Annotated in this window: 12 protein-coding genes; 7 read left to right on the top strand and 5 right to left on the bottom strand. The window is 34.7% G+C overall.

The genetic code is table 11. The features are described 5' to 3' along the window. Position 1 precedes the first annotated feature (1 nt). Together JML65_RS11740 and JML65_RS11735 are read left to right on the top strand one after the other, a co-directional pair. A complete protein-coding gene (locus tag JML65_RS11740) occupies positions 2–1,237 on the top strand; it encodes a DUF6625 family protein (RefSeq protein WP_084085270.1) in 1,236 nt (411 codons plus the stop codon). 16 nt (positions 1,238–1,253) lie between these two features. Continuing rightward, positions 1,254–1,622 (top strand): cysteine peptidase family C39 domain-containing protein, encoded by a 369-nt coding sequence (locus JML65_RS11735; protein WP_202270974.1) that lies wholly within the window; start codon positions 1,254–1,256, stop codon positions 1,620–1,622. 68 nt (positions 1,623–1,690) lie between these two features. On the opposite strand, the gene rpoN is transcribed toward JML65_RS11735, so the two are convergent. The 5 genes from rpoN to JML65_RS11710 form a co-directional block, all read right to left on the bottom strand. Further along, complete coding sequence (rpoN, locus tag JML65_RS11730) at positions 1,691–3,154, bottom strand: RNA polymerase factor sigma-54 (protein ID WP_047488238.1); 1,464 nt, start codon at positions 3,152–3,154, stop codon at positions 1,691–1,693. A 159-nt stretch (positions 3,155–3,313) separates the two neighbouring features. After that, entirely contained in the window at positions 3,314–4,762 is a 1,449-nt protein-coding gene (gene asnS, locus JML65_RS11725; protein ID WP_047488235.1) for an asparagine--tRNA ligase, read from the bottom strand. Between the two features lie 881 nt (positions 4,763–5,643). Then, complete coding sequence (locus JML65_RS11720; protein WP_202270973.1) at positions 5,644–6,243, bottom strand: CDP-alcohol phosphatidyltransferase family protein; 600 nt, start codon at positions 6,241–6,243, stop codon at positions 5,644–5,646. Between the two features lie 12 nt (positions 6,244–6,255). After that, positions 6,256–6,915, bottom strand: a complete 660-nt coding sequence (locus tag JML65_RS11715) for an LA_2272 family surface repeat-containing protein (RefSeq protein WP_202270972.1) — start codon at positions 6,913–6,915, stop codon at positions 6,256–6,258. A gap of 21 nt (positions 6,916–6,936) precedes the next feature. Continuing rightward, positions 6,937–7,572 (bottom strand): LA_2272 family surface repeat-containing protein, encoded by a 636-nt coding sequence (locus JML65_RS11710; protein WP_202270971.1) that lies wholly within the window; start codon positions 7,570–7,572, stop codon positions 6,937–6,939. Positions 7,573–7,678: 106 nt separating this feature from the next. Between JML65_RS11710 and JML65_RS11705 the strand changes: the two genes are divergently transcribed. The 5 genes from JML65_RS11705 to JML65_RS11685 all read left to right on the top strand — a co-directional run bounded on the left by JML65_RS11705 (position 7,679) and on the right by JML65_RS11685 (position 13,273). After that, a complete protein-coding gene (locus JML65_RS11705) occupies positions 7,679–8,605 on the top strand; it encodes a transcriptional regulator (protein ID WP_084085280.1) in 927 nt (308 codons plus the stop codon). A gap of 1 nt (position 8,606) precedes the next feature. Further along, positions 8,607–9,410, top strand: coding sequence for a helix-turn-helix domain-containing protein (locus tag JML65_RS11700; protein ID WP_047488219.1), 804 nt, complete (start codon positions 8,607–8,609; stop codon positions 9,408–9,410). Positions 9,411–9,476: 66 nt separating this feature from the next. Further along, positions 9,477–11,120: a serine hydrolase domain-containing protein gene (locus JML65_RS11695; RefSeq protein WP_202270970.1), complete on the top strand. Its 1,644-nt coding sequence runs from the start codon at positions 9,477–9,479 to the stop codon at positions 11,118–11,120. A 267-nt stretch (positions 11,121–11,387) separates the two neighbouring features. Continuing rightward, the gene (locus JML65_RS11690) at positions 11,388–12,227 is read left to right on the top strand and encodes an SDR family NAD(P)-dependent oxidoreductase (RefSeq protein WP_115917653.1); all 840 of its coding nucleotides are present in this window, start codon (positions 11,388–11,390) and stop codon (positions 12,225–12,227) included. A 131-nt stretch (positions 12,228–12,358) separates the two neighbouring features. Further along, the gene (locus tag JML65_RS11685) at positions 12,359–13,273 is read left to right on the top strand and encodes a helix-turn-helix domain-containing protein (protein WP_084085865.1); all 915 of its coding nucleotides are present in this window, start codon (positions 12,359–12,361) and stop codon (positions 13,271–13,273) included. The last annotated feature ends 90 nt before the right edge of the window (positions 13,274–13,363 follow it).

The raw sequence follows: 13,363 nt of genomic DNA, 5'->3' as shown, positions 1-13,363 counted from the left end.
GATGACCAAAATCGCATTAATAAATTGTTATTTCGGAAAAAGCTGGCCATCTTATTTCAGCCATTTTTTGTTCAGTTGCAAATATAATCCGGATGTTGATTTTATATTGTTTACTAATTTAGAAGCTCCTTTTCATATCCCCAATGTACACTTTGTGCACATTAAGGACCTTACTGAATTCAGTGCATTAGCCAGTGAAAAGCTCAATCTGAATATCAACATTCTGGATGGCTACAAATTATGTGATTTTAAACCTACCTATGGGCTGATCTTTCAGGAATATCTGAAAAATTATGATTTCTGGGGATATTGTGATATCGATATTGTTTTCGGTAATATCAGGTATTTTATGACTGAAAAAATATTGCAGAAATACGATGTCATTTCTCCTCATAAGAATTATCCTGCAGGCTTTTTCACCTTATTGAAAAATAATGAGCAATGCATCAATCTCTTCAAACAGAGTAAAGATTATGCCCGTATTTTAGAGAACAGCCGTCATTTCTGTTTTGATGAATGTAATTTTGAATTCAACAGGGTTCATACTACAGATATTACCCAGATCAATACAGAGATTGAAAGCTTCACCTTGGTGTTAAGAAGGCTGGAACTTCAAAAGGAAATTAAGTATTATCATAAACCCATTGTACAGGAATTTACCTATACAGATGTCGTTCACCATTGGGTAGAGGGTAATATTTTCAATAGTATTACTGAAAAGCAGTACCTACTGATTCATCTTATCAATGTAAAGGACAATCAATTTTTCTTTATAGATCCATTTGAAAACAAAGCTAAATTTTCGATTTCGCCAAAGGGCATCCACTACAAATTCAGCCAGTATTCTCATACCTTAAAAAAAATAAAAAGCAGGATCAATGAAAATATCAGACAAACCAATTACAGGTTTCTGCTGCTAAAATCAAAATTGCTTTCTTATACCCAAAAAGAACATGTAAATTTTCTGGAAGAGCAATCATACAAAATCGGAAAAACACATATTACCTTTTATCCGCAGGATAAAAACAAGCTGGTCATTATCAATGAAGCAGACTATACACTGCACTACAATCAGTTTTCCCTTTATAAAATTAAGGACAATAAATGGATAGGAATCAGTAAAAAGGCAATCAGTACAATCGATTTTCATTATAAAAATGAAGAAGATATTCCTTATAAAATAAGTATAAATAATATCCAGAAACGGATCAACGAAAACGCATATTATATCTATTAAATATATTTCTGCATCTATGACTGAAAAAAATGGACATGTGACCTCCTTTAATTTTCTACTGAAAAAATTTATACAACAAAATATAAAGGCCGGTAAAATAAAAAATTACGACATCCCTGTGGAAGATTATAATTTTTTGAGTTTCCACACGATCTTAAAAGATGATTTTGATATTGAAACGATGGTGGTAAGACTGGAGCTTGAAGATCTTGAAGACCTACCCTTCCCTGCCATTGCATTTTTGAAGATCAATAACGGTACTTTTGCATTAATTAATGATTATAAAGAAGGGAAAGTGTATTGGGAAAATAAAGAATTTGGAAAACAGATCAATACCCTCAGTCTTTTTAAAAGAATAAGTGATACTGTATTTCTGATCTCTTAATATATACAAATAAAAAAGGTGAACATTAGCGTTCACCTTTTTATATATTGAAAGTACAGTATTGACAACTATAACTCTTTTCTTAATCTTGCTACAGGAATATTCAGCTGCTCACGGTATTTTGCAATTGTTCTTCTGGCAATATTGTAGCCCTGTTCTTTTAAGATCACTACCAAAGCATCATCGGTAAGCGGTTTTCTCTTATTCTCCTTACTGATCACTTCCTGAAGGTGGGTTTTAATCTCTTTTGTAGAAACTTCTTCCCCATCATCATTAGTTAAACTGTCCGAGAACAGATCTTTAAGATATACAATCCCGTTTGGTGTATCAGCATATTTACTTTTTACTACTCTTGAAATGGTAGAAATATCAAATCCTGTAATATCTGCTATATCTTTTAGAATCATCGGTTTCAGCGACTTTTCATCCCCTGTGATAAAGTAATCCTTCTGGAACTTTACAATGGCCGTAATGGTCTGTAAAAGGGTATTCTGGCGCTGATTAATGGCATCAATATACCATTTGGCAGCATCAAGCTTTTGTTTGATAAATAAGGCAGCCTGTTTATGCTCAGATGAATTTTTATCATGAGAGTAGGTGGTAAGAATATCCTTATACTCTTCTGAAACTCTTAAAGTAGGTGCATTTTTGCTGTTAAGCATAGGAATTACCAATCCATCCTTCACCTGGATCACAAAGTCAGGGATAATTTCCTGGTTGATTGTAATAGTCTGGGTATCAAAGTTCCCTCCCACTTTAGGTGATAATTTTGAGATTTCTTCCAAAGCATCTTTCAGATCTTCTTCCTCAATATCATATTTCTGAATAATCTTATTATAGTGCTTATTCGTCAGCGCATCAAACTGATGTCTCAGAATGCTTGCAGCCAAAGAAACCGCTTTATCCGAGCTTACTTTCTTTTCAATCTGAAGTAATAAACATTCCTGAAGTCCTCTTGCCCCTACTCCTGATGGATCCAGTTTCTGAACATAATTCTCCAGGATATCTTCCACTTTTTCTTTAGTAGTATAGATTCCCTGTGAGAAAGCCAGATCATCAACGATAGACTTGATTTCCCTTCTTAAATATCCATCCGTATCCAGATTTCCAATAAGGTATTCCGCGACTCTTAAATCTTCATTATTGATATTTACCAAATGAATTTGTTCCATCAGGTAATCATACAATGACTGCCCCTCTGTTAAAAGACTTTCATTATCAAATTCTTCATCGTCAGGAGAATAGTTGCTGGATGCCGTTTTATAGTTGGGTTCGTCGTCATAAATATATTCATTGACGTCAAAATCTGTTTCAATGCTATCGGTACCCTCATCCTGATAAGTTTCTTCCAAAGAAGCATAATCATCTTCCTTAGATTCTTCCTTTGCAATTTCTAATGCAGGGTTTTCTTCTAGCTCTCTCTCCAACTCCTCTTCAAATTCAAGAGTATGAAGCTGAATAAGCTTCATCAACTGGATCTGCTGGGGAGCCAGCTTCTGTCCTAATTTGAGTTGTAAGTGTTGTTTAAGCATAGTAATATTGGCGTTTTAACATAACATATTCTACGAATTTAATAAATTTATTTGATAATAAACACATTTAGCATGATTTTTGCAGTATAGTTCTCATCATAATAAACTACTAAAAAATAAAAAAAGCCTTAAATTTCATTAAGGCTTTTTTTTATTATTCTAGAATTCAGCACTTTTCGGCGTCCTTGGGAAAGGAATTACATCTCTGATATTCGTCATCCCTGTTACAAAAAGAACTAATCTTTCTAATCCTAAACCAAATCCTGCATGAGGAACAGAACCAAATTTACGGGTATCCAGATACCACCAAAGTTCGTGCTCATCTACATGCATATCAGTCATTTTCTGTTTTAGTACATCTAATCTTGCTTCTCTTTCGGAACCACCGATGATTTCACCGATTCCAGGGAAAAGAACATCCATTGCTGCCACAGTTTTGTTGTCATCATTCAGTTTCATATAGAAAGCTTTGATCTCTTTCGGATAATCAAATAATACAACCGGGCTCTCAAAATGTTTTTCAACAAGATATCTTTCATGCTCAGACTGAAGATCTGTTCCCCATTTCTCAACAGGGTAAGCAAATTTACCTTTCTTATTTTCTTTAGAGTTTAGTAAAATTTCAATAGCTTCTGTATAGCTTACACGCTTGAAACGTTTAGCAATCACATTCTGAAGTTTTTCAATAAGACCTTCTTTTGCTCTTTCCTTCTCAGGTTTTGTTTTCTGATCTTCTTCAAAACGCTTATCCAGGAATTCAAGATCGTCTTTACAGTTATCCAATACATACTGGATCACATACTTTAAGAAATCTTCAGCAAGGTCAATATTGTCTTCCAGGTTATTAAAAGCAACTTCCGGCTCAATCATCCAGAATTCAGCAAGGTGTCTTGTTGTGTTTGAATTTTCAGCACGGAAAGTAGGTCCAAATGTATAAATTCTTCCTAATCCCATAGCTGCAGTTTCCCCTTCAAGCTGTCCTGAAACTGTAAGATTTGTTTTTTTACCAAAGAAATCCTGTGAGAAATCAATTTCACCTTCTTCTGTTCTTGGCATATTTTCAAGATCAAAGTTGGTAACTCCAAACATTTCTCCGGCTCCTTCTGCATCTGCACCGGTAATTACTGGTGTGTTGATATAGAAGAACTGATTCTGGTTAAAAAACGAGTGAACCGCAAAACTCACGGCATGACGTACTCTGAAAACAGCTCCAAATAAATTGGTTCTGAATCTTAGGTGGGCCTGCTCACGAAGTTTTTCCAAACTATGTTTTTTAGGTTGAAGAATCGTACTTTGAAGCTCTTCAGTAAAGTTATCTCCTAAAACGATGATCTTTTTAGCAATAATCTCAACGCTTTGACCAGCACCCTGGCTTTCTACCACTTCTCCTACCACTTTAAGGGAAGAAGCAGTACTGATATTCTTGATAACCTCTTCATCAAAATTTTCGAAATCAACAACTATCTGCAAATTATTAATAGTAGATCCATCATTAAGTGCAATAAAGCGATTAGCACGGAATGTTCTTACCCATCCGTAAACTGTAATGTCATGATGTAATACTTTCTTGTAATCCTTCAGGATTTCTTTGATCGTCTGCTTTTTCATTTGTTGATGATAAATTTTTGTATAAAAATTAATGTTTGCAAAGTTACAAAAAAACAGCGCAACTTAATGGTTACGCTGTCTTTAAAAATCATTTATCAGGTAATTAAACTTTCTGTTCAGTAAAATTATCTTTTTTCACTCTTCTGCATTCGTTTCTAAAGTATAATTTTAAGATTCTGAACTTGATAAAATTTGTCCTGACTTGAACCTGGTACACTCACATCATATCACTTTTAAGAGGAATAAGTTGACTTATTCTTGGTTTTTTCATAAGAACAGGCTTCTTATGTATGGAAAATAGTTATTAGTTTTTAGTTTTTAAATGATAATTCTGATTTCTCAAGTTCATCATTAGCTCTGTCTTATTCAGTTAGAATTCATTCCCTGACATCGCTAATGGTTTCAAACAAATTTTGTTTACTTACAACATAATAAATTACTTTTGGTGATCACTACTCTAACTTTTTAATTAATTCATTAACTCACGTAGGATTTTAATATTTACATTCTTGTACTGTACACATACAAAAATATAAATGCTGTGTTTTTACCTTGAAGCAAAGATGCAGTAAAGCGATGTGATAATACAAGTGAATACTCTATAGATTCATAAATTTATATATCTAAATTCATGAATTAAAAAACAACAAACAATTAAAAACCAATACATTAATATTATTTCATATGGATTATGTCATTTTATTTTCACTTCATGAAAAATAGCATTTCTATTCTTTTTTTAACAGATCAACGCATCATTTATCGATTTTATTCGTTTCATTTTTCCATAATATTCTATCATGTGGGATATTTTATGTTCAAAATTCCCCAGCATTAATAACCTCTTATCATAGAATGATTTTTTTTAATTATTTCAATACTCAATTAAAGAAAATTGTTTTTCTTCTCTTTTTTCCCTTTCTGATCATCCAGGCATGGTAACAGCTGGGGACATCATACCTCCATTGGGGAAGAATAAGAATAATCAGGATAACATCTATATGGGAAATCAATCCTAAAGTAACAGAGAGATAAAAAGGCCAGCCCGTTTCCTGAAATCCGATGAGATAGGTAAAGGCCAGTAAGAGGCTCAGCCCCCAGATTTTTGCCAAAAAAGCATGAGTACAGGTTTCTTTTCCAAATTTCCAGATACTGATGATATAGCATGAGGCTTCCATTATAAAAATGAACAGGATACTTTTCCATTCTCCTTTTATCAGTTCCGGATTAAGCTGATAGGAAATCCATCCCAGTGAAAGCCAAAAAATAAGATCCGTCTGGCTGTCTAAGCGCCTTAGTTTTTCAGAAGAAACTCCTGTTTTACGGGCAATAATCCCATCAAAAACATCAGTAAATATCCCGAAATACATTAATCCTACAATATATCCGCGGGCCCCCTCTCCAATGCAGTAACCCAAATACAGAATAATCAGAGCTGCTGCAAAACGGGAAGCAATGAGTATATATGGTATATTTTTCATAAGTCTTATTATTTAAAAATTAATGATTGGTAAGCTTCTTTTAGCATTCTTATTCCATATTCCAATCTGAAGTCCTTTCATTTTCTTAGATGAATTGACCACGCCCACCTGTACACCCCTCATTTCTTCGGCCTTATTGATGAGCCCAAGCTGTAAGCCCTTCATCTTTTCAGACCCATTAAATACGGAGATGCTTACGCCTCTCATATCATCCACACCATTCATCAACCCGGAGATGACGATACCATTTCCTTTATCAATAGAAGTGGAAAGCCCGGAAACCAAAAAGCCATTCACTTTTCTTCCATAATTATAAACAGAAACGGAAAGTCCATTTTGATCCACATTTCTTCCATATCCGGCACCGGAAAGTGTAATTCCGTTTACCGTAAGAAAAGTATGTTCATTTTTTTCTTTAGCGGGATCAAAAAACATCCAGATGAGAAGCCCCACGGGATTAACATCCAGATTAAGCCCGTTAATGGACTGGGTACGTTGTGTATTACGATCAGCAAGACTGCCTCCCAATCCCACTGCCAGCCCATTAACTTCTTGTACATGTTCACTCAGTGGAGTCAATGATACCCATCTTGTTTTTATTTCAGGAGCATCCTGGCTGTATAGTATTCCTGACAATAAAAAAATGCCTGTTATTAAAAATAATTTTTTCATGATCTGTTATTTTTATGGTGATTATTGCTTAGAGCCTTTAAAGTTCCAATTGATCAAAGGAAGTTTTCTCTTCCCGTTCTCATTCCATGCCCCGATCTGGATACCTCTGAAATCATTACATTTATTATACAGACCAATCTGGACTCCTCTGCATTTCTGTCCCACATTGGCTAAGGATGCTACAGAAATCCCTTTTATCTCATCATGTATATTAAAAAGTGGTGAAACAGAAACTCCGTTCGTCACGGTATACACTCCAATATTGCTTGAGATATTTACCTCCAGTCCATTGGTTACAGTAGGTTCCATATTGATAAGTGAAAGCTGTACACCGTTAATTTTGTTCATACGCTCCCTGGGCATGATCTCATAACTGTTGAAGCTCCAGTGATCGGCCCCTGGTAGGTTAAATAGTAAAAGTGGCGGAATAAAAATACCTACAAGATTAAATCCCATTCCTAAGCCATTTACTTTTTTAGGCGTAAACCCCTCTTCTTCGTCAAAATATTTAAATAAAATTCCGTTCACATTGCTGGTATTCTTCGAAGGTGAAGCGGCAATAATTTTAGGCTTCAAAGAATCTGCTTTTATGGTATCTGATGCATACACCAGACTATTCACAAAAAAAACTGTTATTAATAAGATTCGTGTTTTCATAACTCATTATTTTAAAAATTACATTTCAAAATTATCATCAGAACACCATCTCCTGAATGTGAAAAAGAATTAAAAAAAAGGTTACATTTGTGAAAATCACAAAACCATGCATCAGGAAGCTTTATTAAAGGAAATCCGAAGAAAGATTGGTGGCAAATCATTAAACGATGAAATTGCCAATATTCTAAACATCAGCTACGATGCAGCACACCGGCGAACTTCTATGAAGGCCAAATTCAGCTTTGAGGAAGCCCTGGAACTTGCTAAATACTATCAGATTTCCCTGGATCAGTTTCTGGGAACAGAAAACCAACTGGTTGTAAGACGCACCCAACCCGTAAAAACAACTGAAGATCTGTTAAACTATTTTGAAAGCTCTCTGAAGATCTTGCATGTATTTCAGGATATTACAAACTCCCAGGTATTTTACTCCGCGAAAGATATTCCGTTTTTCTATACCATTTCAGATTCAATACTGTCGCGCTTCAAGTTTTATGTCTGGATGAATTTATTGAATCAGGATAAATTTTTAAGTCCTTTCGATACGTTTAATTTAGAATATCATTCTGTAAAAAATGAACTGCTCATTGATCTTTATGAAAAACAAAATGTCACTGAAATATGGAATGACACAACTATTTTAAGTGCTTTACGGCAGATTTCCTTCTATTTTGAAATCGGATTATTAAAAAAGAATGACACGGATCTTATATTGGATGATCTAAAAAGTTTAATAAAAAATCTAGAACATAAAACACTTGAAAAACCTAATTTCCAAATATTTGTAAACGATTTGGTTATTTTAAACAATAGCATTTTATTTAAAAATGAACAGCAGTCTTCTTTTTTTATCCCGTTCAGTATGTTCGGGTACATGATGACTACGGATGAAATGACATGCCAGGATTCTCTGAGTTATTTTGAACATCAGATTAAAAATTCAAAATCACTGAATGCTTCGGGAAACCGTGACCGGGCCTTATTTTTCAATACAATGTATGAACAGATTGAAAGTTTAAAACAAAAATTATAAAATGAATACCCTTTATAATGGAGAATTCTTTGGGCAGACCAATGAAACCCTGAATTTTGACGGACTCACAATTACAGATACAGAATATACACATCCTTATGTAGATTGGCATTATCATGAAAATGCTTATTTCACGTTTCTTATTCAGGGAAATATGAAAGAAGGAAACAAAAAAGAAATCTACGACTGCTCTGCCGGAACTTTACTGTATCATCATTGGGAAGATGCTCATTACAATATAAAACCGGATATTTTTACAAGAGGTTTTCATATCGAAATTTCAGAAAGCTGGTTTGAAAAATTTCAGATTTCACACAATAGAATTGAGGGTAGCCTTAACATCAAAAATCCCTCTTTACAGCTCTCAATTCATCAGATTTTCAAGGAAACGAAAATGAATGATCTTTCTTTTGAACTCTCGGTTCATCAACATCTGCTTGCTATTTTCAGTCAGCTGTCCGGAAAAAATGAAAATACAGATAAAAAGCCAGGTTGGGTACATAAGATTGAAGAGATGCTTCGTGAAAATTTCATTGAGAAGCAGAGCCTCACAGAACTCTCGAAGATTTTGGATATTCATCCGGTTCATTTGAGCAGAGATTTTCAGAAACATTTTAACTGCAGCTTAGGGGAATACATTAGAAAACTGAAGGTCAATAAATCCATAACGCTTCTTCACACTTCTCAATCTTTATCCGAAACAGCACTGGAATGTGGTTTCGCAGATCAGAGCCATTTTATCAGGTCATTCAAAGAAAATACAGGAATTACCCCTTTACATTACAGAAATCTCTTAAAGAAATAGCAATGTTAATTTCATTCTATTTTTTCATAACATTACACCCTATTTTTGTTTAAATAAAATACTGAAATGAAATCTATCCTTGTATATACCTTATTTTTTATGTCTGGCCTTTATTTCGGACAAATTAACAACATTATTGATCCTGAACCAGCCATAAATACTATCCATAAAAAGTATACCGGCAACATTATTTTTCTATCAAAAGCAATTTCTCTGGACAGCCTGAAAGAAGCTGATTTTATTACCCAAGAAGTATTTCAGGAAGATAAAGATTTAAATCTCCGTATTTTTTTAAACAATTCTTTAGTGAATTACCTGCATCAGCTTGAACCTTCTTTAGCTGTAGATGAACTGCTGAAAAAAGGAAATTATCAATTTAATTTTTACATTGACGGAACATTAATCTATACAGAAAATCTGAATCCCGGAGCAGGAACGGCCGAAGATAAAAAGAAGAAAACCACTTTTAGAATTCCTCTCATCAGTTCAAAAAATGAAGATTCCTGGGGAAGGTATTTATGGATGAGATTTTATCTTGTCAATGGGGGAATTGATCAGCTCAATGAAGGAAATCACCTTTTAAAAGTTGAAATAAAACCCTATTTGAAGGCTACTACTTTAAAGGTAGGAAATACGATTGCTTCAGGTGAAATTCACTTAACCATTCCCAAAAAAAATATTTCAGAACAGCAGATTGCTATTCAAACTATAAACCCAAACAGCGGATGGAAAGTCTCTGATGAAAAATTGGACAAAGAAAAAATAAGGCTTTTAAATAAAAAAATTGCAGAAAACAGATTCAGGAATATCACAGGAATTGTGGTCATCAAAAATGAAAAACTTCTGGTGGAAGAATACTTCAGTAATTCCGCCAGAGATTCACTGCAGGATACACGTTCGGTTGGTAAGTCGTTTGCCTCAGCCTTAACAGGAATTGCGATTAAAGAAGGCTATCTTAAAAGTGAAAACCAAATGCTGAAGGACTTCTATGATCTTAAGCAATTCAAAAATTACTCATCTCATAAAGACAGCATGACTATAAAAAGCTTATTGACCATGAGCTCAGGTTTTGACGGCAATGATGCAGATGAGGAATCACCTGGAAATGAAGAAAATATGTATCCTACTGATCATTGGGTAAGATTTACGTTAGATTTACCTGCAACAGAAAATACAATCGGAAAAAACTGGCAGTATTTCACAGCAGGTGTTGTAGTGACAGGAGATATCCTCAATCAGTCTGTTCCCAAAGGGCTGGAAAATTATGCAGAACAGAAATTATTCCGTCCACTGGGTATCAAAAACTATAAATGGCAGTATACCCCACAGCAAAAACCTTCTCTGGCCGGTGGATTGCGCATGAGAGCATTAGACTTCGCAAAATTTGGACAGCTTTATAAAAATAAGGGAATATGGAATGGTCATAACATTATTGATAAAAGTTGGATAAAAAAGTCTTTTACCAACTACTTTACCAATGATAAAGACTTTGAGGGATATGGCTATTTATTCTGGAGAAAAGTATACCGGGTGGGAAACCAAAGCTTTGAAGCGTATCAGTGTAGTGGAAATGGGGGTAACAAAATTATTATATTTACTGAAATTCCTGTAGTGATGGTGATCACAGCTAAAGCCTATAATACATCTTATGCCCATTCCCAGGCTGATAAAATTGTACAGGAATATTTACTCCCGGCAATTGGGAATTAGCAGATACCTTAAGCTTTTGAAATCATGGTTCCGCATCGGAGCACAACATTGAAGATCCACCCTATTCATCTCAGCAGGGATTATTTCCAACTCAATCTGAGTGATTACACCCTGAAATCCTTTAAAAATCACCCAAAAACATGTTTACACCAAAGGAGATAGAATCATCATCCACGATTTAGATACATCATTCCCCGATTTGGATACATTTCCCTTTTTGCAAGTTTCCATCTTTGTATCATCATTTAAACAAAAAAATATTTAAAAATGGAAACAAAAAAAGTATGGTTCGTAACAGGAGCTTCAAAAGGGTTAGGATTTGAGTTGGTAAAAAAATTATTATCCGAAGGATTTCAGGTTGCTGCAACCAGCCGAACTGTTGAATCTCTTTTCTCAACTATTGGAGAAACATCAGAGAATTTTCTTCCGCTGAGCGTCAACATCACAGACAACAACGACATAAAATCTGCCATTGAAAAAACAGTTGACCATTTTGGACGAATTGACGTGGTTGTCAACAATGCAGGCTATGGACAAATCGGAACCCTTGAAGAGCTTACTGATGAAGAGTCAAGAGAAAATTATGCAGTGAATGTTTTCGGAACATTGAATGTGATCAGAAATGCCATGCCTTATCTTCGTGAACAAAGATCAGGGAATATCTTCAATATATCTTCTGTTGGCGGATATTCCGCTAATTTTCCTGGTTGGGGAATCTATTGTTCTACAAAATTTGCTGTTGCTGGATTTACAGAGGCATTGGCCGAAGAAGTGAAAGACTTCGGAGTTCATGCTACTGTTGTTTATCCCGGATATTTCCGTACAGATTTTTTAACTAAAGATTCTGTGAAAACGCCTTCTAATCCTATCCAAGCCTATGAAGCAGCAAGAAATTCAGAACAGGCTCACCTTAATGAAATCAATGGAAACCAGCCTAATGATCCCGAAAAAGCAGCTGATGTCCTGATTCAGATCAGTAAAGAGAAAAATCCTCCGGTACATCTGTTATTGGGTGTAGGAACGATGGAATTTCTGAATAATAAGATTGATATTTTAAAAAAGGATGCTGAAAAATGGGAAAGTCTGACAGTTTCAACAGCGATTTAACTTTGTAATAATAATCTTCAGCTCCGTTCGGGGTGACCTTCCTGATACTTACAAAAGTCGGTCAGAATGGAGCTGAAGGTTTTCTAAAACAGTTCATTATACTTTTTACAAAAACAATTAACTTCGCTATTATGAAACAGCCTGTCCGCTTTAACTCTATTTCAGATTTTCATGCTTTCTGTGGTCTGCCCAATCCTGAACATCCGCTGATCAGTTTAATAGATTACAGCAAAGTCCATTATACTGTAGACAATGAAGAACTGAAATGGATTCAGAATTTTTATTCAATTGGTTTGAAAAAGAATGTCAGCCGAAAGTTCAATTATGGACAACAGCAATATGATTTTGATTCCGGAGTCTTGTGCTTTGTTTCACCCCAGCAGTTTTTAAGCCTTGAAATCAATCCCGATGTTGAGGTAGAGCCTACCGGATTTTTATTGCTTATTCATCCTGATTTTCTGTGGAACACTTCATTAACAAGGAAAATAAAATCTTATGACTTCTTCAGCTATCAGGTGAAAGAGGCTCTTTTCCTTTCTGATAAAGAAGAGAAAATCCTTGTTAATATTCTTAAAAATATTGAAAGGGAATACCAGTCAAATATCGATAGGTTCACACAGGAGCTTATCATTGCTCAGATTGAATTATTACTGATTTATTCTGAACGTTTTTATGAGCGTCAATTTTTCACCAGAAAAAAGTCAAGCCACGAATTGTTATTTAAGTTTGAAGACATTCTTTCCCAATATTTTAAAAGCGAAAATCTCCTCGAAAATGGTATTCCCTCTGTGAAATGTATTGCCGAACAGATGAATATTTCTCCTAATTATCTTGGGACCTTACTTCGTCTTCATACTCAGCAAAACACACAACAGCATATTCAGAATAAATTAATTGATTCTGCCAAAGAACGTTTGAGTACTACAAGTTTATCTGTGAGTGAAATTGCTTACGAACTGGGGTTTGAACATCCACAGTCTTTCAGCAAACTCTTCAAACAGAAGACGAATCAGTCTCCGGGAGAATTCAGAAAGTTATTTAACTAGATTCTATAGGGAATCAGTAGATACCTTAACCTTTTAAAGTCATGGTTCCACATTGGAGCATAACATTGATCAAATACATAAAAATTGATC

Source organism: Chryseobacterium sp. KMC2 (assembly GCF_016756935.1).
In the GTDB taxonomy this organism is placed as follows: Bacteria; Bacteroidota; Bacteroidia; order Flavobacteriales; family Weeksellaceae; genus Chryseobacterium; species Chryseobacterium rhizosphaerae.
The sequence above is the reverse complement of the archived record's forward strand: the minus strand, read 5'-3'. Positions and strand labels throughout refer to the sequence as shown.

Bases quoted from the DNA above. Each gene is read 5' to 3' on its own strand.
- JML65_RS11740 (WP_084085270.1), top strand. From the start codon at position 2: ATGACCAAAATCGCATTAATAAATTGTTATTTCGGAAAAAGCTGGCCA.
- JML65_RS11735 (WP_202270974.1), top strand. From the start codon at position 1,254: ATGACTGAAAAAAATGGACATGTGACCTCCTTTAATTTTCTACTGAAA.
- rpoN (WP_047488238.1), bottom strand. From the start codon at position 3,154: ATGCTTAAACAACACTTACAACTCAAATTAGGACAGAAGCTGGCTCCC.
- asnS (WP_047488235.1), bottom strand. From the start codon at position 4,762: ATGAAAAAGCAGACGATCAAAGAAATCCTGAAGGATTACAAGAAAGTA.
- JML65_RS11720 (WP_202270973.1), bottom strand. From the start codon at position 6,243: ATGAAAAATATACCATATATACTCATTGCTTCCCGTTTTGCAGCAGCT.
- JML65_RS11715 (WP_202270972.1), bottom strand. From the start codon at position 6,915: ATGAAAAAATTATTTTTAATAACAGGCATTTTTTTATTGTCAGGAATA.
- JML65_RS11710 (WP_202270971.1), bottom strand. From the start codon at position 7,572: ATGAAAACACGAATCTTATTAATAACAGTTTTTTTTGTGAATAGTCTG.
- JML65_RS11705 (WP_084085280.1), top strand. From the start codon at position 7,679: ATGCATCAGGAAGCTTTATTAAAGGAAATCCGAAGAAAGATTGGTGGC.
- JML65_RS11700 (WP_047488219.1), top strand. From the start codon at position 8,607: ATGAATACCCTTTATAATGGAGAATTCTTTGGGCAGACCAATGAAACC.
- JML65_RS11695 (WP_202270970.1), top strand. From the start codon at position 9,477: ATGAAATCTATCCTTGTATATACCTTATTTTTTATGTCTGGCCTTTAT.
- JML65_RS11690 (WP_115917653.1), top strand. From the start codon at position 11,388: ATGGAAACAAAAAAAGTATGGTTCGTAACAGGAGCTTCAAAAGGGTTA.
- JML65_RS11685 (WP_084085865.1), top strand. From the start codon at position 12,359: ATGAAACAGCCTGTCCGCTTTAACTCTATTTCAGATTTTCATGCTTTC.